The organism is Arthrobacter sp. TE12232 (assembly GCF_054062615.1).
Genome location: NZ_JBSSFK010000001.1, coordinates 3,031,651 through 3,052,810 on the forward strand (window position 1 = coordinate 3,031,651; position 21,160 = coordinate 3,052,810).

Annotated in this window: 12 protein-coding genes; 7 read left to right on the plus strand and 5 right to left on the minus strand. The window is 65.2% G+C overall.

Translation table 11 applies throughout. The annotated features are described in order from the left end of the window. Positions 1 to 66: 66 nt before the first annotated feature. A complete protein-coding gene (locus tag ACVWZ7_RS13495; RefSeq protein WP_456508138.1) occupies positions 67 to 981 on the minus strand; it encodes a serine hydrolase in 915 nt (304 codons plus the stop codon). A 164-nt stretch (positions 982 to 1,145) separates the two neighbouring features. Next, positions 1,146 to 2,387, minus strand: a complete 1,242-nt coding sequence (gene lhgO / locus ACVWZ7_RS13500) for an L-2-hydroxyglutarate oxidase (RefSeq protein ID WP_456508139.1) — start codon at positions 2,385 to 2,387, stop codon at positions 1,146 to 1,148. 95 nt (positions 2,388 to 2,482) lie between these two features. On the opposite strand from lhgO, the gene ACVWZ7_RS13505 reads away from it, so the two are divergent. From ACVWZ7_RS13505 to ACVWZ7_RS13535, 7 genes are all read left to right on the plus strand, one after another. After that, positions 2,483 to 3,403: a 2-hydroxyacid dehydrogenase gene (locus ACVWZ7_RS13505; protein WP_456508140.1), complete on the plus strand. Its 921-nt coding sequence runs from the start codon at positions 2,483 to 2,485 to the stop codon at positions 3,401 to 3,403. Between the two features lie 146 nt (positions 3,404 to 3,549). Then, positions 3,550 to 4,125: a hypothetical protein gene (locus ACVWZ7_RS13510; RefSeq protein WP_344367113.1), complete on the plus strand. Its 576-nt coding sequence runs from the start codon at positions 3,550 to 3,552 to the stop codon at positions 4,123 to 4,125. A 92-nt stretch (positions 4,126 to 4,217) separates the two neighbouring features. Next, on the plus strand, positions 4,218 to 5,960 hold the full coding sequence (locus tag ACVWZ7_RS13515) for an ABC transporter ATP-binding protein (RefSeq protein ID WP_456508141.1): 1,743 nt from the start codon (positions 4,218 to 4,220) through the stop codon (positions 5,958 to 5,960). Then, a complete protein-coding gene (locus tag ACVWZ7_RS13520; RefSeq protein ID WP_456508142.1) occupies positions 5,957 to 8,026 on the plus strand; it encodes an ABC transporter ATP-binding protein in 2,070 nt (689 codons plus the stop codon). Before ACVWZ7_RS13515 ends, ACVWZ7_RS13520 begins: the two co-directional genes overlap by 4 nt. Before the next feature lie 572 nt (positions 8,027 to 8,598). Further along, positions 8,599 to 9,720, plus strand: coding sequence for a DUF262 domain-containing protein (locus ACVWZ7_RS13525; RefSeq protein ID WP_456508143.1), 1,122 nt, complete (start codon positions 8,599 to 8,601; stop codon positions 9,718 to 9,720). A gap of 733 nt (positions 9,721 to 10,453) precedes the next feature. Continuing rightward, positions 10,454 to 12,421 (plus strand): hypothetical protein, encoded by a 1,968-nt coding sequence (locus ACVWZ7_RS13530; protein WP_456508144.1) that lies wholly within the window; start codon positions 10,454 to 10,456, stop codon positions 12,419 to 12,421. 573 nt (positions 12,422 to 12,994) lie between these two features. Beyond that, a complete protein-coding gene (locus ACVWZ7_RS13535; protein ID WP_456508145.1) occupies positions 12,995 to 13,864 on the plus strand; it encodes a peptidoglycan-binding domain-containing protein in 870 nt (289 codons plus the stop codon). Between the two features lie 69 nt (positions 13,865 to 13,933). Here the strand turns inward: ACVWZ7_RS13535 and ACVWZ7_RS13540 are convergent, their stop codons facing one another. From ACVWZ7_RS13540 to ACVWZ7_RS13550, 3 genes are read right to left on the minus strand one after another with little or no spacing between them, the layout of a single operon-like run. After that, on the minus strand, positions 13,934 to 15,820 hold the full coding sequence (locus tag ACVWZ7_RS13540; RefSeq protein WP_456508146.1) for a hypothetical protein: 1,887 nt from the start codon (positions 15,818 to 15,820) through the stop codon (positions 13,934 to 13,936). 19 nt (positions 15,821 to 15,839) lie between these two features. Then, positions 15,840 to 18,197, minus strand: a complete 2,358-nt coding sequence (locus ACVWZ7_RS13545) for a hypothetical protein (protein WP_456508147.1) — start codon at positions 18,195 to 18,197, stop codon at positions 15,840 to 15,842. After that, positions 18,194 to 21,157, minus strand: coding sequence for a hypothetical protein (locus tag ACVWZ7_RS13550; RefSeq protein ID WP_456508148.1), 2,964 nt, complete (start codon positions 21,155 to 21,157; stop codon positions 18,194 to 18,196). The genes ACVWZ7_RS13545 and ACVWZ7_RS13550 overlap by 4 nt, the downstream gene beginning before the upstream one ends. Positions 21,158 to 21,160 lie beyond the last annotated feature (3 nt).

Sequence of the window (21,160 nt, forward strand, 5' to 3'; positions counted from 1 at the left end):
GGCCTTCTTTCATCCTGCCCCTGTAACGGTGCGTGCGCCACCCTTGAACGGTTGATATTCGGACTATTAACCGTCCGCGTGCTGCTGCTGCCCGAACAGGGCACCGGTGAGCTGATGCGTCAGCTCGTGGATGAGTTCGAGACGGGCCGCGCTGTCGGCGTCGTCCGGGCCCCACGTGTAGATGACCACCGCATAGGAGCGGTCGCCCGCACTAAGCAGCGCGGCGTCGTGGACGTATCCTTCCACCACGCCGTACTTGTGGTGGACGGTGATTTCCGGGGAGACCGCCGCCGGGATGAGGTCCTCGTCATTGGTGTGCTGCATGTAGCCCAGCAGCTCCGCGGTGTGCCCGGTGTTGAGGAGCTTGCCCGTGGAGAGCTGCTGGAGGAGCCGGGCCATGTCGGCCGGGGCCAGGAGGTTTTGCTCGGGATCGTAGGTGATGCCCAGGGTGGCGGCGTAGTCGGTCAGTCGGGGGTAGCCGATATCCCGCATCAGCAGGATCCACGAGTCGTCGCTGCTGGTGTTGATCATGGCCTTGAGCTGGAACGCGGCCGTGAACGCGCCCAGTTGAGTATCGAGCGACTTTTCGCCGGTTTCCACGAGGTGGTAGTAGGCGGCAGCCGTCAGGACCTTCGCCGTGCTCGCCGCCGTGTATGGTGCCACATCGCCGTAGCTCTGCAGCGCTCCGTCGCTGGTGTCCATGATGGCGACGCCGATCCTGTGATCGGGGTGTCCGCCGATGATCCGCTGGATCTCGGCGGGGAGGTCGACGGCGGCGCGGGGCGAGGGCGCCGGCGCCGCGGCCAACTGGCTTTGCGCCTGCCTCTGGCTGACGGTCAGGAAGTCGCCCTCGGGCGACGGTCCGGTGCGGATGGCACCGAAGACGACAACGGCGGCCAGCACCAGCGCGGCGGCGGCCCAGACCAGAATCACGTTCCGGCGGTGGTGAGGCGCGGCCGGCCGCGGGCCCGGAGTCGTCATATGCGTGGGCCCTCCGGACTTAACTGGGTGCTCAGCACACGCGTGCTGGGGCGGATCTTTTCGGCAGGTTCTTGACTGGCAAGGGTGGTGTCTCCGACGTTAGGCGCGGGCGCAGGCGAAGTCCACGGACCGCGCGGGGCGCCGCCCGAAGTCTTTCCAAAGTCCTAGGAGCGCAGCCGGTGCGGGGCGATCTGCAGGTGGTGCTCCAGGACGTAGTCGGCGATCGCCAGGGCGGAGGTCGCCGCAGGGGAGGGCGCATTGCGCAGCAGTGTGACGGCGCCCAGCCGGTCCACGGCGAAATCGTCCAGCAGGGAACCGTCGGCAGCCCACGCCTGGGCGCGGACCCCGGCGCCGGCCTTCCTGGCGAGGTCGCCGGGTTGCAGTTCGGGCAGGAACTGCCGGGCCTGCCGGAAGTACAGCGGCTTGAGCAGTGACGCCGAGATTTCCCGGGCACCCATCCGCCAGTGCTGCCGGGCCAGGGCCGCGGCGCCGGGCCACCGGAGCGAGGCCAGCGTGTCCGGCAGGGACACCCGGGCCCACGAGTAGCCCTCCCGGGCCAGGGCCGGCACCGCGTTGGGGCCCACATGGACGTCGTCGTACACGCCGCGGGTGAAGTGCACGCCCAGGAACGGGAAGCGCGGGTCCGGGACCGGGTAGATCATGCCCCGGACCAGATGGCTCCGGGCGGCGGCCATCACCCAGTACTCGCCGCGGAACGGCAGGATCGCAGGCGACGGGCTGGCCCCGACCATCCTGGCCACGACGTCCGACTGCAGTCCGGCGCACACCACCAGCCGGTCGAAGATGTGCGTGGCGGCCGGCGTGGAGACGTGCACGGCGCCGCCGGCATTGTTGACGGCCGTCACCTCCTGGCCCAGGAGCACGGATCCGCCGCCGCTCCGCACATCCTGCGCCATGGCTTCGGTGATGGCGGCGTAGTCCACGACGGCGGTGTGCGGTGAGTGGACGGCCGCGACGCCCGCGGCGTGCGGCTCGACCTCGCGCAGTTCCGCCCGGGTGAGCCGTTTCATGTCCGGGACGCGGTTCTCCCGGGCGCGGCGCTCGATCTCATCGAGCCGCGGCAGTTCCGCCTCGGTCACCGCGACCACCAGCTTGCCGAGCTCGCGGTACGGCAGGCCCTTGTCCCGGCAGTAGTCGCGGGTGAGGGCCCGGCCGCGGGCGCACAGGACGGCCTTGAGGGATCCCGGCTGATAGTAGAGGCCGGCATGCACCACGCCGGAGTTGTGGCCTGTCTGGTGCGCGGCCACCCGGTGCTCCTTTTCCAGGACCGTGACGTGGAAGTCCCCGGTCCGGACCAGGGCACGGGCAATCGCCATGCCCACGATCCCGCCGCCAATGATCCCGATCCGAGCCCGCCACGCGCGCCGCCTTCCCCTGCACTCCAACGCCTGTTGTTGTGGACCCTATCCCGAACGGCGCCCGGATGTCAGGGGAGTCCGCGTCGTGAGGCACGGCCGGCGGCTCTACTACGCTGGCAATCATGACCCGGAATATTACTGTCAGCCTGCCGGACGCCGCATTGCGTGAATACCTTCAGCCGCACCCGGACGTCACCGTCCTGGAATGGGACTTCGCCGGTGATCCGCCCCGCCCGCGGATCGACATCGTGGTGCCGCCGTACATGGGCGGCCCGCAGGTCCTGCAACGCCTGGAAACCGTGGACACGGCGCTGGTCCAGAGCCAGTCGATCGGGTACGACGGCGTGGCGGACTTCCTGCCCTCCGGCAGGGTCTTCGCCAACGCGGCCGGTGTCCACGAAACCTCCACCGCGGAGCTGGCGCTGGCCCTCATCCTGGCCAGCCAGCGCGAGTTCCCCCGCCTCATCCGGAACCAGCAGGAGGGCCGGTGGGATGCCCGCCCCACCGCCAGCCTGGCCGACCGCCGCGTCCTGATCGTTGGCTACGGCGGGGTGGGCAAGGCGATCGAGGACCGGCTCCTTCCGTTCGAGACCAGCGTGACCCGGGTGGCCAGCAGGGAACGGACGGACGAACGCGGCCCCGTTCACGGCATCGCGGAGCTCCACGCGCTGCTGCCGGAGCACGACATCGTGGTGGTGGGGGTTCCGCTCAGCGACTCCACCCGGCACCTCGTGGACGACGCCTTCCTCGCGGCCATGCCCGACGGCGCCCTGCTGGTGAATGTGGCCCGCGGCCCGGTAGCGGACACCGACGCGCTGGTCCGGCACACCGCCACCGGCCGGATCCGCGCCGCGCTGGACGTCACCGATCCCGAGCCCCTGCCGCAGGACCACCCGCTGTGGCGGACCCCGGGCGTCATCATCAGCCCGCACGTGGGCGGGGCGAGTTCGGCGATGCGGCCGCGGATGGGACGGCTGCTCCAGCGGCAGATCGACCTGATGCTGGCGGGCGAGCCGCCGGCGAACGTGGTGCTGGGCGGCTGACACCTGCCGGACTCCGCAGCCCGGGCCGGTTACTGCCGCGGAATTCTGGAGGGGGTGACTGGGATAAGCTCGCTCGGGACCGGGGCAGGCATCGGTTCCAACTCAAAGACGTAACGGGCGGGCATTCCTTGGATTTATTGAGCGGTATGAATCGCGACGAACTCCGCATCCTTTCCTGGGTTACGGCCGCCATCTTCGTGGTTGTGGCCGGCGTGTGGCGTCCACGCAGGCTTCACTGGACCGTGCTGGGTTCCGTCCTGCTCTTCGCGGCCCTCAACGTAGGTGCCGGTATCTACGTCCTGAACCATTTCGAAGATCCGCGCTGGTCGCCGGGGGGAGAGCCACCGCTGAGCGCTCCATCGTTTGCCGGGACGCCTGTGGTGGGGCAGTTCCTGGGCCCCTTGGACTCCGCCCTTAACGGAGTGGTGGGCGGGGTGAACGAGTTTCTGGCCTTCAAGCGGGCGCTTCCCATCTCGCTGGACTTCCTTGCCGCGTCCGGCTGGGCCCTGCTGGTGTCCTTCCCGCTTGCCATTCTGGCTGCCTCCGTCAGTTTCGCCGTGGCCAGGCGCCGGACGGCGGACTTCGCAAGATACCGGGCCACCGTTGACGTGCTCCAAGATGAGCTTGAGCAGGTCAAACGGCAGATCTCGTCGGGGAATGCCGCCGGCACGGACCCCGCGAGCGTGCCCCGCGGGCAGCTTACCGCCACGGATTCGCCCTGAGAGGAACCCGGCCCGCTCACGGCATCCGGACGTAAACTGACCCTCACATCGTTCTGTGTGAAACTGTCCGAGACGCGTGAACTGGAGAGCGGATGCTCTGGAAACTGCTCGTCGAATACCTGCGGCCGCAGCGGCGGCTGCTGCTCGCCGTCGTCGTCTTCCAACTGGCGGCGTCCATCGCCTCGCTGTACCTGCCCACCCTGAATGCGGACATCATTGACCAGGGCGTCGCGAAGGGGGACACGGACTACATCCTGCGCATCGGCGGCATGATGCTCATGGTCGCGCTGCTGCAGATCGCCTGCACCATCGCCGCCGTCTATTTCGGCGCGAAGGCCGCGATGGCGCTGGGCCGGGACGTCCGTGGCGCCATTTTCACCCGGGTGGCGGAGTTTTCCGAGCAGGAAGTCACCCGCTTCGGTCCGCCCAGCCTGATCACCCGCTCCACCAACGATGTCCAGCAGGTCCAGCAGCTCGTCCTGATGTCCGCCACGCTGATGGTCACGGCGCCCATGCTCTGTATCGGCGGGGTGATCATGGCCATGCGGCAGGACCTGCAGCTGTCCTGGCTGATCGCCGTCAGCGTGCCCGTGCTCCTGGCCGCGGTGGGGTCGATCATTATCCGGATGGTGCCGCTGTTCCGGCTCATGCAGACCCGGATCGACACCGTCAACCGGGTCCTGCGCGAACAGCTCACCGGCATCCGGGTGGTGCGGGCCTTCGTCCGGGAGGACGTGGAGACCGCCCGCTTTGCCCGCGCCAATGAGGACGTTACGGATACCGCGCTACGGGCCGGGCGGCTCATGGCGCTCGCGTTCCCCACCGTGATGCTGGTGCTCAACGTCTCCAGCGCGGCCGTGATCTGGTTCGGGGCGTTCCGGATCGAGGACGGCTCCATGCAGGTGGGCACCATGATCGCGTTCCTGAGCTACCTGATGCAGATCCTCATGTCCGTCATGATGGCCACCTTCATGGCCATCATGATCCCGCGCGCTTCCGTCTCGGCGGACCGGATCAGCGAGGTGCTCGGGACCGAATCCAGCGTCCGGCCACCGCTGCGTCCGGTTTCGCGCGCGGCCGGGCGGGCTGCCCGGGGCGAACTGGAGATGCACGACGTCGGGTTCGCCTACCCGGGCGCCGAGCAGCCGGTGCTCTCCGACGTAAGCTTCACCGCCCGCGCGGGGCAGACGACGGCGATCATCGGGGCCACCGGCTCCGGCAAGACCACCCTGGTGAACCTGATGCCGCGGCTCTTCGACGCCACGTCCGGCTCGGTGCGGATCGACGGCGTGGACGTGCGCGAGCTCCACCCGGACCTGCTGTGGGGGCACATCGGCCTGGTCCCGCAGAAGCCCTACCTGTTCTCCGGAACGGTGCGCAGCAACCTGCTCTACGGCAAGCCCGACGCCACCGAGGCCGAGCTCTGGCAGGCACTTAGCATTGCCCAGGCGCAGGACTTTGTGCGTGAGATGGAGGGCGGGCTGGACGCGCCGATCTCGCAGGGCGGCACTAACGTCTCCGGCGGCCAGCGGCAGCGGCTCGCGATTGCCCGGGCTCTGGTGAAACGGCCCGAACTCTACATCTTTGACGACTCCTTCTCCTCGCTGGACACCGCTACGGATGCCCGGCTGCGGCTGGCGCTCAAACAGAGCACGGCCGGGGCCACCATGGTGATCATCGCCCAGCGGGTCTCCAGCATCGTGGACGCGGACCAGATCCTGGTGCTGGACCGCGGCAGGATCGTCGCGCACGGCACCCACGAGGAGCTGCTGGCGACGTCCGAGACGTACCAGGAGATTGTTAATTCCCAGCTCGCAGCGGAGGAGGCCGTATGAGCCGCACCGACAAGGCTCCGACACCCTCCGCCACCGGGGCACCCGTCGCCGCACCCGGTACGTCAACGCCCGGCGCTTCCGGCGGCGCTTCCGGCGCGGCTCCCGGCGCGCAGGCCCCGATGCGGATTCCCCGCCCGGCGGGAGGCCCCGGCCGCGGCGGCCCGTTTGCCGGGATGAACATCCCGGCGGAAAAGGCGATGAACTTCGGCCCGTCCGCGAAGCGGCTGCTGGGGGAGCTGCGGCCCGAACGGCTGTGGCTGACGCTGGTACTGATGCTCGCCGTCGTGAGCGTGACGTTCTCGGTGATCGGGCCCCGGCTCCTCGGCGAGGGCACCAACCTGATCTTCGCCGGCGTCGTGTCCAAGCAGCTGCCCGCCGGGGTAAGCCAGGAGCAGCTGATTGCCCAGCTTCGCGCCGCCGGGGAGAACCAGAAAGCGGACATGCTCAGCGCTATGACGCTGACGCCCGGCACCGGAATCGACTTCACCGCGCTGGCCACCGTGCTGCTGTGGGCGCTGGTGCTGTATGTCCTGGCCTCGGCGTTCGGCTGGATGCAGGCGTACATTCTCAACGGCGTCGTCCAGCGCACGGTGTTCCGGCTGCGCGAACGGATCGAGGCCAAAATCAACCGGCTGCCGCTGCGCTACTTCGACTCCGTGCAGCGCGGCGAGCTGCTCAGCCGTGTCACCAACGACGTCGACAACATCTCCCAGAGCCTGCAGCAGTCCATCAGCCAGGCCGTGACCTCGCTGCTGACCGTTGTGGGCGTGCTGGTGATGATGCTCCTGCTCTCGCCCACGCTGGCCATCATCGCGCTGGTGACCATTCCGCTGACCCTCGTGACCACCACCGTGATCGCCAAGCGCTCGCAGAAGCTGTTCGTGGCGCAGTGGCGGCACACCGGCGAGCTGAACGGGCAGATCGAGGAGACCTACACCGGGCATGCGCTGGTGAAGGTCTTCGGCCGGCAGCGCGAGGTGGAGGAGCGGTTCCGGCAGAAGAATGTGGAGCTGTACCAGGCCAGCTTCGGCGCGCAGTTCATCTCCGGGCTGATCATGCCGGCCATGACGTTCATCGGGAACCTGGTCTATGTGGGGATCGCCGTGGTGGGCGGCCTGCAGGTGGCCGCCGGGGCGATGCAGCTCGGCGACGTGCAGGCGTTCATCCAGTACTCCCGGCAGTTCACCCAGCCGCTGGCCCAGCTGGGGTCCATGGCGAACCTGCTGCAGTCCGGTGTGGCCTCCGCCGAGCGCGTCTTTGAGCTCCTGGACACCGAGGAGCAGTCGGCTGACCCTGTGCCCGGCGAGGCTCCCGACGGCGGCCGCGGCCGGCTGGTGTTCGAGAACGTCTCGTTCTCCTACTCACCGGACACGCCGCTGATCTCTTCGCTCAGTCTGGTCGCGGAGCCTGGCCAGACCGTCGCCATTGTGGGCCCGACCGGTGCGGGCAAAACCACCCTGGTGAACCTGATGATGCGCTTCTACGAGCTCGACGCCGGGCGGATCACGCTCGACGGCGTGGATGTCACTGCGATGACGCGCAACGAGCTGCGCTCGCGGATGGGAATGGTGCTGCAGGACACCTGGCTGTTCGGCGGGACCATCCGGGACAACATCGCCTACGGCCGGCCCGGTGCCTCGGAGGCCGAGATCCTGGAGGCCGCGAAGGCGACGTACGTGGACCGGTTCGTGCGGTCCCTGCCGCAGGGCTACGACACCGTGCTCGACGACGAGGGCGGCAACGTCTCGGCGGGCGAGAAGCAGCTGCTGACCATCGCCCGGGCGTTCCTTGCACGGCCGTCCGTGCTGATCCTGGACGAGGCGACTTCTTCGGTGGATACCCGGACCGAGGTGCTAGTGCAGAAGGCGATGAGCGCTTTGCGGAGCGACCGGACTTCGTTTGTCATCGCGCACAGGCTCTCCACCATCCGCGACGCCGACCTCATCCTGGTGATGGAGGCCGGCCAGATCGTGGAGCAGGGAACGCATGCCCAGTTGCTTGCCGCGGGCGGTGCGTACGCGGCGCTGTATGCGGCGCAGTTCGCGGCTCCTGTGGCGGAAGTTTAAAACGTCCGCGGTCTGCGAGGCCGGTCCAGGCTGACATGCGGGCTGACTTCGGCTTTTAGGGGATGATTAGCAGACAGCGTCAGATCCCGACCTGTGCTGGTGAGTATCAGTATTGTCAGGTTGAGATCTAAAAGCCTCTTGGAGCCGTGTCAAGAAAAGGTGAATCAGAGCCTATTCTGACAACCTTTCGACCGCCTGCCTGACGTCAGGTTGGGGTGTGCTTCAGCCTGATAATGGTCGAGTGCCAAACCGCAAGCCGAGGGCTGTGAGAAACATCTTCGAGAGTCAAATGGCATTGACGCCGCAGGCTGCCCAGTGTCCCGCATCCTTGTGTCGCAAGCGGGTCAATCCTTGCTGTCGTCGGACACTTTGAAGGACGGCGGTGCTTCATGGCCGAGAGCACGAGGTTGGCCACGGGAGTCCGCACACGTTTGAGGATGAGGCCCTGCACCAGGATGAAGCGCCTAACTTGTTGTCTGCTTCAGGTCTGGGCGCTATCGCTGGGCATACAGAAACTGATTCGCCGTCGCGTCATGTCCAGTAGCTTTGATGCGAATGGATAGGTTGGAGACATGCTGAATGAAGAAGACCTATTAGACGATCTCGCTAGCCCAGATGACCGGACGTTGCGTGCTGAGGAACTGGCAGATCTCATCGATGTCGAGCCAACGCCCGCCAGAGTTACATTCTCGACGCAGGATTTGAGTATTGACGGGCTTGTGAAGCGACTCGATAGGAAGTCGATGCTCGTGCCCCAGTTCGGTGGTCAGGAAGAACTTGTACAGGTCCCCGGCTTCCAGCGCGGTTTTGTTTGGTCCAAGGTGCAGATGGACCGATTTATTGAGTCGTTGCTGCTGGGGTACCCGGTTCCCGGGATTTTCCTGGTGAAGCAGGCCGACGACAACCGAATGCTTATCCTTGACGGACAGCAGCGCCTAATTACTCTTCAGCGGTTTTATAACGGAATTCATGAAGGGAAGGAATTCGCTCTCACGTACGTGGGAGATGAATTTAGAAATCTGACGTACCGTGCCTTGGACGATAGTCTGCAGTTCAAGCTCGACGATTCCTACATGCAAGCCACGATCGTTGCGGCTGATGGATCGCCGGAAGTAGATGACTCTATCTTTCAGATTTTTGAAAGACTAAATTCTGGAGGCACGCAGCTTACGTCTCATGAGATCCGGGTTGCTCTATACGCTGGTCCGCTCATGGCTTCCATAGAAGCCTTGAACAGCGGATCTGCATGGCGGACTTTGTTTGGAGCCCGGTCAAAGCGAATCCGCGACCACGAGCTGGTTATGCGCATCTTGGCGCTCTACACGGGGAGTGAGTACTACGCCCGCCCGCTCAAGAGCTTCCTCAATACCTTTGCCCAGCGACACAGGGATGTTGATTTCGCTAGCGACAGTCGAGGCTCACTCTTTGACAGTGCGTGTCAGGCCCTCAGTGGACAGGTCGGGCCCAGCGCGTTCCGTCGTCCAGGAGGAAGCCAAGTGAATGCCGCGCAGGCAGAAGCAATAACAGTCGCGACCATGGAGGCTCTAGCAGCGGGGAAACTACCTCATGACCTCGAAGGCCGAATTGGACGACTGCTCCGAGACGATGAATTCCTCAAACACACTGGTCGTGCCACTGCGGACAAGGATGCCGTAGACACAAGGCTCGAGCGGGCAAGGACAGCCCTCACCTGATGGTCAGTCAACATGCATCTCATAGGGCAACTATCCGGCAGCGGCTCCTAGACCTAAAGGAAGTTGAAGCGTGTTTGCGCAACCAGGATGTTGACGTGCCGGACGAACTGGTCCGGGCACTGGCCCGTTATCTCACGGTTCGCGCAGTGGGCTATGTGGAGGCGGTTCGCGATGACCTTGCGGACCTATTTGCTGCCTCTGCCGGGAATCCCCGGCTCCATCGACGAGTTACGCAGCATCTACGGATGGGACTAGGGGCCACCCCAGATCAATTACTTACATTTGTCGGATCCTTCGATCCGGCATGGAGGCAGTCCTTAGAAGCTCTACTCGACGAGAACGATCAAAATCTTCGCAGTCAACTCGGTGCCATGGTCGCTGCTCGAAAAAAGATTGCGCATGGCGACGGTGAGCAGGTGACAACGGGGCGTGCGCTCATGTGGGCTGACACAGCGCAAAGGATAGGAAAACATCTTGGGTCGTTGTTCGACCCACAACCTTAGGTCCGAAATCGTGAGTCGCCCTCAACGTCCCTTAGGGGAGCCCTGATGGACCACGAAACCCGACAGTGGGAGCCCTGAGGTAGCTGACCCTGCGCCGCCACAAACGCAAGGGCATGCACCTTCCGGGGCTCAGTGGCTGGCCGCTGAAGCACCTCAGCAGCCGCCAGGCCAGCAAGCTATGCGCGCCCAGCCGCCCCGGCAAGGCTCGCCTGAAAGGAGATAATCGGACGATGAACGACGACGCTATGGAATTGAAACGGGTCAAGTTCTATGGCGCCGCTGACCTCGCAACCTATTGGCAAGTTGAACGCATGGCGGAAGTTACCGCACGGTTCGAGGCTGAAGCTGCTCCGACGACCGTTATTGACGCGATTGAGCTGCACAACGTTCAGTTGTACATCGAGTCCGGGATTCTGCCGGCCTCGTACAGCGAAGCGGAGCGTACCGCTGCCGTTGCTCTGGCCGCTCAGCTCCGTGCAGCAGTCGCCAAGTTCTTTTTCACGATCAATCACACGAACGTAGCGGCACAGCTGAAAGGGATCTCCTATGATTACCACCCCGATCTCCTCGAGCTTCTCGGACGAAACAAGGCCTTCGAGCGCTGCGACGCCGAAGTCATGCTCGCGGCACTCACCGCTGCAGGGATCAGCCTGGCCGAATTGCTCGGCTGCAAGAAGCTCGTGATTGCCTACGACAAACAAGTTCGTGAAGCGTTAATCGCCGACGTGCGCAACGCAGAGCACCTCATTCGGAAGTGCCTACAGAAGGACGTGTCGTCGGAAACCAACCTTCCCAGGAGCCTCACCCCCTCCGACACGAGTCAGTTGCTCGCCAACTACCTAAATGATGCCGACGCGAATCTCAACTTCGTTCGATTAATCGCAACCGCCCCCGTCGACGCCAAAATAGGGATCGACGCGAAACTCAAACTCAAGGCGAAGCGCCGTAGCGAACGGATGGTGGAGGACCTCTTTCGGGAGAATTCCGGGACCAAGACTGGTGCCAAAGTGGGCATCTCCGATTCCCAGGACGAACCGGCTATAGCGGAACGAGTCGGTATGGTGGCAACGTTTGCCTACAGCAGGAGCTGGCTGGACCAGACACTCGATAACGCCAGCATCCTCAACAACTTCCAGCACCTGTTCGACTTTGCCGACGATCGCGCCCTGCTGACGCTGCCGTCGTACCCCGCCGAACTGGGCGTGTTCGAGCGGTTGACAACTACGGGACACAGGGACTATCAGACGGGCGCCGTTTTCCGTACAAAGGACAGCAGCTCGCTGCTGCAGACACGTCTGTATCAGGACTATCTGTCCTCCAAAGACATCAATTTGGAGGCCGTGATCGCGTGGTTCTTCGAGGCGTACCTGGTCGAGGAATTCGGCGCGCCCAATTTCACTTTCTCGCCTTCAGCCCGCGCATCGTCTTATCTCGAGAAGGCACGCCATCTCTTCGCCGAGATGGAGGGCCTCGTCAACCAGTTCAGGCTCTACGTCCAAGACGGCGAACTCGACAGGGAACTTCTCGCGATCACATCCGATCCCGTAGCCTACGGCGGGATCCCAAGCCTTCTGGATGGGAAGTACGTCTATGCGACTGACCACCACGAGGAGATCCGCGGTGTGCTCCACATACTTTTCTCTGACCAGTCTCGCTTGACTTACATCAACGACGCGCTCCGTGGCTCGAGCGCTGCTGGACTCCTCGTTCAGAATGAAGTCTCGTATACGGACTTCCACGAGCACCAGCGGCCCCCCGTCGACCAGCTGATCAAACTGGGCGTGCTGGAAGACACGGGCACGCGCGTGCAGATCGCGAACACAGAACAGTTCTTGGTTCTGCAGTCGCTCTTTACAAAGCAGGCAGCGGCATATCACCATCTCTCGCCCGCCGGCCGCGCGCAGGTCGATGCCCTTGAGGCCCGGGGATGGGTGACGCGCAGGAGATCACTCTTGACCAAAGCGGAAGCCAGCTACTTCAACTACTTCCTCAACAAGACCGAGTTCAGCAATGGGCCAGAGCTGCGCAACAAATATCTCCACGGGTCGCAAGCGATATCCAAAAGCGAAGGCGAACACTTTCGGACCTACATCACGGCACTGAGACTTATCTTCGCGCTGGTAATCAAGATGAACGACGACTTCTGTCTATCGAAGGTAAAGGACAACGTCACACCATCGCCCGGCCAAAGGCGCTAGATCACTGAGCGTGTGGGAAACCGATCCGCTATCGGTTAGGTAGGTTAAAGCCCAGTGCCTATGCGGCAGGCAGGAGCGATGCCGCCCCTCGAGATCAGACCCTCCCAGCGGCAGCAACTAGAGTGCCGCGGCCTTGCGGTTCCAGTCCGGCCGAAGCCCGGTAGCCCTCCACTGCCATCGACTGGGAGCATAATTCGAGGCAACGAACCCGTAAGCGGAATAGCAGGTACACCAGGAACAGCATTGGAAGCCTCGTTAACTGGACAACTGCCGCCGCTTCGGGCCGAAGGGAAGCGTGTCCGGGCGATCAGTGGTCGCGGGGCGCACTAATGTTTAGGCATGACTGCTGAGGAAACGCAAGAACTAGGGCGTCAAGGGGTAGCGATAATTAAACGCTGGCTAGAAGCTACCAGTTCCTCGCGGGCTTCGATGCCCTGCCACAGGAGGTGGGGGACACTCTCGCAGTGCGGGTTCTCCAACGCGGCGATCATGAGTGCGGTTGCCCCCTCAGAACGATACCCAAAGTAGAAAACCTGTGAGTACTCTTAGATCCCCTACTTCGTGGAGGTCGCTATGATCAGCTCATCAGTCGGAAAAGGCGGTGTCAATCGTCCAGACGACGTCAAGGAAGTGCAACGTGTACTAAGCGATCTGGAGATCGCGGCAGGTGCCGTTCCATTGAATGTCGATGGGTTGGTCGGTATCGCGACCCAGGGCGCCATTTCGAGATTTCAGGAGCAGAATCCCGACCTCCCGCGCGATGGGAAGATCGACCCGGGAGGACCAACTTTCACACGGCTCGATGAAGTCTGCAGCAATCTCTATGCAACGATCGCGCAGGTGCAGGGCTTCCCGATTCTGGTTGCGCAGGCGCCTCCCGGGACGCCGCTCGAAGTGATTTCTCTTTTAGATGACATTCGCAGCGACTATTCCGCCCTTGCTCCGGCCGAGCAAGTTGACGACGCCAGCAACTTTGAAGACCCGGTTCCAAACCTGATCGCTCAATCTGATCGAGTCCGCTCTGCGCTCCTTGGGGCGGCGGCGCCAGCGGTTCCATTGATGATCGTTCTGATCTTCATATTGGCGTTGCTCAGCGCCATTACCTCCAATCCGATCTGGCAGCGAGCAGCTAAGGAGACGGTGAAAGGACTCAAGGATCGCATGCGACTTTTGTCGCAGAAGATCCGTGATGCCGTCCAGGCTATCGTCGACACCATCGAGGGTGTTATTGGCGGCACGCAATGTGCAGAGGTCTGCGCGAACGAGGTCAATAAGGTTAAGGATTTGCAGCGGCAAATCAACGAGCTGTTGGACAGGATGCCTGCCAACGACAACGACCCAGTCGCTATGAAACAGCTGCAGTTCCAACTTGCTCGACTTTATGAACAAATCATAACGGCCCAGGCGGACGTCGTTGATTGCCTTGCGCGAAACGGCTGCTAATAGGTGTCGATTTGTATCTCATGAACAAGCCCTGGCTCGCCGGAGATCTGCAGCGATGGGGGTCGCGAGTCACAGCATGACGACGTCCGCGTGGACGAGGCGACGGGTGGCTACCAGTGCCGGCGCCGGGTTCTGGTTGCGGTCGTCGGCCGGGTGAGACTCGTACTCCCGCACTACAAGTCGTCGCCGCTGTCCCTGTGCTTCGGGTACCGGCACTGTTGCCGCGTAGGTAGCCGTCGTCCCGGCGGCGGGTTGCGCGATGAGGACCGTCTCACCGCCGATTCCAGACCAGCCCAGCAGGGGGTCGGCGAAGGTGTCGGGCTGGGCCTCCACCACCGCCACGACTTCGTTGCCACCGGGGCGAAGTGTCCCGGTGGCGTCCATCGCCGCCGTTGGCGCGGGACCTGTGAGGGACACCTGGAGTTGGCCGTCGCCGTGCGTGCAGGTGAGCGACCGATCCGGCAGAGTCTGTACGAACGCCGTGCTCACCATCGGCGATAGCTCGCACCGCGGGAGCGACGCCGGCTGGTACCGGGCGAGGCCGAGCCGGACGAATGGGAAGTACGCGTCGCCGGTCTCGAAGCGCAGATCGACGTACCACGCCTGGCGCCCAGTGTCCCAGATCGGCGCGAAGCACGCGATGTCACGATGCGGCCCGCCGCCCGCGAGGGGAGTATTCTCACGGACGGGTTTGGCGCCTAGGAACGAGTGCGCCGTTAGTGGTCGTGGAAGAGCGGAACCGTGGGCCGGGTCGCCGGTGATCAGTGTGATCTCGCGCGACAGCTCCGACGACTCGGTGACGGGACCCCCGCGGTCGCACACGACGGCGAGCAGCTCGCCGGCACCGGATGAGAACCAAGGCCGCCCCAGCCACACCCGCAGCCCGAGGCCGGCGCGGTGACTGGTCGTCGTGCCGTCCTGCCTCCGCTGGTCGTATGAGAGCAGGGGCAGTACCTGCAGCACCGTGGGCTTGGCCGGCGGTGCGCAGCTCAGGATATCAATTGTCACCGTCGGTCCGGCGGAGTTGCCCTCCTCAGCCGGCATGAGGGGGTCGAAGTACTCTCGGAAGCGGGTAGCGGCGACCGGAGTGTAGTCGACACGGCGGTAGCGAGTGTCACCGAACTCGTGCGACCGCAGCTGTTCGATCTGGGCGGCGGCGGCCTCGAGCCGACGCCGCTCCGGTGTTATCAATCCGGGGGCCCCGGCATCCTGCAGAAGCCGTGCCCGCACGCTCTCCGACGTCTCGGCTTTCCCGCCCCGCGTGCGGAAAGTAACCCCCTTGCCGTCGAGTGGCTCGATCAGCGGCGCGATCTCCGGCTGCCACGGCGTGCCGGACGGCTCCGGAACCGGGACTGAGAAGACCTGACGGCCTACATCGTGGATCATGTTATCGACCGCATTGTAGTGCTGCGCCGGGTCATCGACGGTGTCCGCCCACCTGGCCCGCAGGTCCACTTGTGCCGTGGATGGCAGGTCAGCGAATAGCCGCCCGTAGAGGTGCAGCGTCGTCTCACCGTTGTTCCGGGCCAGCACCCGAGCTCCGGCGAAGCCCGCAACGTCGTCAGTGTCGAGTTCGAGTTCCGGGGCGTAGCGCGGCTTCTGACTGGCGTGTACCAACATGAGGTCGCGCCACGGCGTGGTCATCCAATGTGCGCTCCGCACAACGGCGTCGACGACCGCGTCGAACTGATCGCCCGACAGTTCCTGGCGACACCAGTCAACGATGCCCAGCTGCTCAAGGTCGCCCTCGAACAGCGACGACAGCCGCAGCGTCGCGGTTCGACCGCGGGCCACGCGGACCGTGAGCACTCCGCGGTCAGCATCGAAGTCGGCTCCGGGCTGGCCGTCCTCCAGTGAGAGCCGAAGAGGCCGCTTCGCGTACCAGGCTCCGCCGCCCGGGTACCGCAGCTCCATGACCTGCTCGGGCTCGGCCGGGTTGAACTGGAGCCGCACCATGGCCCCGACTCCTAGGGGATCAGGCAGGTAGGGAAGATCGATACTGTCGGCGTCGAGGCAGACGTATCCCTGCTCCTCGGGCGGTGGCGGGTTGCCGGCGGCTTTCCCCCCCCGGCCCGATTTCGGGCTGGTGAGTTCCCGTCGCCACGAACCGTGCGCCGGGAAGCGTCCGGACGGTTCCGTTCTCGCGGGTCGCCACGACATACCACTCCTGAGCGGCTGCGGCTGCGGCATCCGGACCCAGGCCCTTGACGGCACCGAACGCGTCGTCGAGCAGTCCGTGAGCCTCGATCAGGGCCAGTGGCGCCTTGGCCGCGAGCAGGTGGCGCTGCGCCGTGTCGTGGTAGCGCAGGCTCTCCTCGCCCGCGGCCTGGCTCGCCTCAGCGTAGTCGGACACGGACATGCCCGGGGTGCTCCGGATCACGAGGCGTTCGACTCCCTCACCGGGACCGAACAGCCAGCGTGAGACCAGTTCCGGAGGCGGGACCGGCTCGAAGCGCCGATAGATCAACGGCTTGGCGGGCGTGGCGACCGTGTACCGCGGGTCGCCGTTGCCCTCGAACACCATGACGAGGTGGTCTGCGGCTTCCACGGTGTGCCCCTGTCCCGCAAGGTCGACGGTGCGCACACGGGCACGGTAGCCGGCCCCGAACCTGAGGCGGGGCAGCGTTGCCGGCGCCACCTCCGCGGCAATGTCCAACTGCAGGCTCGTCAGATCCGCCGCGGCATCGCCGCCGAGCGGCTCTTGGGGGATCGCCTGGCCGGGGCGGGGTCCGGCCAGGCTCCAGCCGTCCCACGTGGTGAGTGCCTCGTGGGTGTAGAGGGGCCGATCTGGATCGGCAGGCGAGTCCGGCCGGTCGACCTCCGAGCTCAGCGAGAGCTCTACCTGCCCCTCGTCCTCGACTTCGAGGGGCCGGTCGGGGTTGCGCAGAGCGCGATACCCGATCCGCCGTCGGTGCAACGATCGCCAGGTTCCCTCGACGAGGATGTCGAGGCGGTAGCCACGGACCAGATCCTCCGCGGCGAGATCTGCTGGGTTCTCCGGATCTGCTTCCAGACTGTCATCGGCGGCCCGAGCGGCGTAGAAGTCCTCGTGGAGGTCCTCGGCGTGGTTGGTGTGGATCAGCGCGATCCCCCCGGTGCGGGCGGTGGGAACTCCCTCCCGTGCGGGCTCTTCGACGGGACGCTGTTCACGGTCGTCCTGCCGCTGCAGGGTCGCGGCGAGGTTGAGGGCCTTGAGGGCAAGACCGTCCACGTCGACGGCGACCGCGGAATAGCGGGCCGGGTCCAGATGGAGGAAGCCGTGAACGAAGTCCGCCCGGCCCGAACGCTCGACAGCGGAAAACACACTCTGGCCGGCGACGCTGGTCCGTCGGCACCACGTGGCGGGGGTGGCGTCGACGTTCCAGACATCGGCCGCAGGGTCGTCGCTTCGAGCGGGGAAGGCCGACGTGCGCCGCACCTGAAGTCGCAGCGGGACCGGCGGATCGGCCTCCGCAGTGACGGGGACGAAGTCCGGCCGGATCTCGAGGTCGATGACGAGTCCGAGCGCACCCATCAGGGCAGGGTGGTCACCGAGCACCGACAGCAGGTGATGGAAGTCATGAGCCTGGGCGAGCTCGTCGCGTACCTGCCCCTGGCTGCCCGGGAACTCCTTGGGATGCTCGGTCGCGGGGCGTGCGTGGAATCCGGCGAGGCTGGTGAAGGCATCGGGCGGCGTGCCGCCTCCGCCGAACGGCCGGATCAGCGGCTGGACGACGGTGTTATGGGCAGCCCGGAGCGCCCTGGCCTCGGCGGTGGCACCCTCGAGCACGGCACGCAGCCGGCCGGAGAATTCGTCCGAGTCCGCGACCCTCGCGTAGATGCCCTGGGAAAGAACTTGGCGCAGATCGCCGAAGTGGTCCGCGAGCGTGAACCTTAGCTCGTCGCCGGGACCCGCGGGTGGCGGTCCGATCGGGGCGGCATTGCGGTTGGTGACGGGCAGGTCATCGCGGGCCCGGAATGCCAGGTGGGCCCATCGGTTGCGCAGGTGGCCGAGCACCTTGGCAACGGGGTAGCTGATCAGCGGGCGGTCGGCGAGGTCGTCGAAGTAGAAAGGACGAACCACGGTGTCGGAGGGGAATAGCGATGTCCATCGCGTACTCTCAGCATTGATCCCGATACTGAGCGGCGCCTCGGTCTCCCCATCAGGCCGGACGATGCGAAGCTCCAGGTCGGCGAGAGCCTGTGGCCAGTCGGCGAAGTCAGGAAAGTCGGCGAGGGTGACCTGGCCGTCCGGGCGAAGCCGCGGAGCGATGAACACCGACGCGGCCAGCTGGCCGTCCGCCGTCAACCCGCCCGGCAGGAGGATCCACTGAACGATCTGCCGGCGAATCATGATGCGAACGCCTGCAGATAGCGAGCCCACTCGACAGGGGTCACGGACTGGGCGAAGCTCGGGTCGCCATCCGAACCTGCGAACCGCCGCTCGACCGACAGCGTGACTGAGGTGCTGAAGAAGGCGACTTTGACGCTCACCGTGAGGCTGGCCTGGCCCCAGATCTCACTGCCGACCGGTTTCTTCCGGTAGGTGAACGCGAGGTAGAACTCAAGCGAGACGGAGATCAGCCCGAGGACGCTCAGGTAGCCCCCGCAGCGGAGATACCCGGTGAGTTCGACCGACGAGCCCTTCATCCCGAAGTAGACCCCCGCCATGATGTACACGCCACCCGAGGCAACTCCAAGGTTGATGCTGATGTTTCCCCCGAACTCCAGGGAAGCTTCAACGGACTCGAGCCCGTTAGCGCTGACACCGACGGCGAAGAAGCCTCCACCACCGAACAGGCTGACGGTCAATAGGAACGGCTTGTGCCGCTCGCACAGTGCGAAACGGATTCCTGCGGGTCGATCCGTCCAAGGGATGGAGAGCGCTGCCCCGACGGCGATGTTCTGGATGCTGAAAATACCCACACCGACGTTGGGCACAGCCAACGTGTAGCCGGCGACGACACCTTGACCATCGACTGTCACGTACGGCGGGTCGTCAAAGCCGTCGGCGGGCAGGATCGACTGCAACGTGTTGACGAAGGCCAAGGGACCGAGGAACCCGATCTCCACCTTGCTCGCGCCGAACTCCACCTTGCAGCCCGCTTCCGCACGGAAACTAAGTTCAGCGATCCCTGCCGACAACGCCCCGGCGAAGGTGAGCCGAACATTGCGTAGCCGACCCCGGACCACGGCGCTCGATGGCCCACCCTTGACGGCCCGCATCATGGAATCCAAGAGAAGGTCTGCTTGGTCCAGGTCGAGGGTGAGGAACGGGAGGACTGCCTGGCTGCGAAGCGGGGGTTTCCAGATGAACCGTGTCTCGACGACATCGGGGGCTTCAGCCCCTGCCGGTTCGCGGCGCGTCGTCAGCCGCGGCGGGTTGACGACGAAGGCTCGGTCGTCGAGCTGCTCCGGGGTTGGCTGGTTGCCTGCGGCCGCCGCGGCGAAGGGCATGACGTCGGGAAGAAGAGAGAGCAGCGGGATAGTACCCAGGATCTTCGTCGTCGCGAAGGCTGAGAGATCCGCTGTGCCCTGCTCAAGTTTGTCGGGGGATGCGACCGGACCGAGGGTGCGCGACAGCGCCGTCACTGCGGCGTCCGGGCGTGCCAGCCCTCCCCCGCGTTGGCTGGGGAGGGCCAGCTGCTGCGCCGAGGCGAACTCGACGAACGTCTGCGCCCGGTTATTGTCGGCGGAGAATCCGTGCCGAAGGTACTTCTCCTCGAGGACGAAGTCGGCGGGAGTTGCGTGGCCGACCAGGTCGGCGACCGCGGGGCTGAGGGCGTTGAGGGCGGCGACCCGGGGCAGCCATCGGGGAATGTAGGAGGGCGGGGCGCCGGCGGGGTTCATGACGTGCGCGGGCTGGGGGTTGGCGATCCCCGGCGGCTGCTCGATGTCGTACGTCAAGTTCCTGGCGTTCAATGCCGTGGATCCGGGCCGATCGCCGGCCTCTGCTACCGCGAGGGTCTGGCCGTCGAGTGGGATGACGTGCGCGTTTTGGATCGCGGCGGGCGGATGGTCGAAGACGGCTCTGATGGTGCGGTGGTCTGCAAGCGCCTCGTAGGGCACGAACATGAGGGGCAGCGAGAACTGGACTCCGGCTCCGCTGACATCGGTACCTGTGGCCTCGAACCTCAACTCGGTCCCGTCCGGTTTAAGCAACCACGATGGCACACCTTCCGGTGGCTGCAGAACGCGGGCGGTGGTGGTCGTCAACAGGATGGAACGCAGCGGGAACTCCCGGCCCTCGTGGGCGAAGGCACGGCTTAGAGGCGCATAGTCGAGCCTGGGCTGTTGGACGATTACATCAGTCGTGGTGATGAGGTAGCCCATGCCTGTGAAGAGTGGAACCTCGGGCGGACTGGCCACGACCTTGAGGTTTGCCGGCATCCGCTGGACACTCGTGACGACGACCGCTTGGTGGCCGGTCCCGCAGAGCCAGCCCACACTGACGGTACGCACGAACGTATCGCGGCCCAGGCCGGCAACGTGCTGGTATTGTCGAAGGCCCAATGGGTCGAAGCCCGCCGGTTGGTGCTCCGGTGGAACCAACGGGAAGTCCCAGCGGCCCTCGAAATCCACGTTGGCGCCCAGAGCCGTCAACTCCAGCCGGCGGGCCGACAATGGCTCTGGCGTGTACTCACCGACGCCGTCGGCGGCCGGTATCGGCAGATGGAAGTTGCTGGTGAGTTGGACGGTTTGCCGACGGTTCTCGGGAGTCGGCAACGTCGGGAACGCTGAAGGGCCCCGGAACACGCCGAGTGCGCGGAGATCACGGGCCGGGTGCGGGACGCCCTGAGCCTGTTCATTTGTCGGGCTGAGAACCGCGCTCCACAGCTGTTCATAGGGGCTGTCCGTAGCGGCGGTGTCCGTACGCCACCGGCTGGTCATGTCCGGGGACAGCACCAGCCGCCACGGGAACTCGATCGAGGTCTCAAGGTCGCCCGGAAGCTCCGGCGCAGGGATACCGGGGGTCGGGGCGGTGCCGCGCGGCAGCGCCGTGGGTGCCAGCACCGGCTCCCACGCGCGCCAGTCGAGCAGCGCCTTAATGGTCAGAGGCAGGTCCCCGGCCGGCAGTCGGAAGACGAGCCGGCTCTCCCCGGCGAGGGCCGTGGGAATCGGCGCGACGGGGGGAGCGGCGGCGAATGTCGCTTCCGCGAGAGCCTGCGGTGGAAAGTGCACGACGATCAGCGCGTCCGCTCCCGGGTCGGTGCGGACCAGCCGGGCATCGTCCTCGGAAACCTCGAGGTTGACCAACTCCAAGGTCAGGCTGAGCATGTCGGAGGGACGGAGCAGGCTGATGGTGCCGGCCATTGT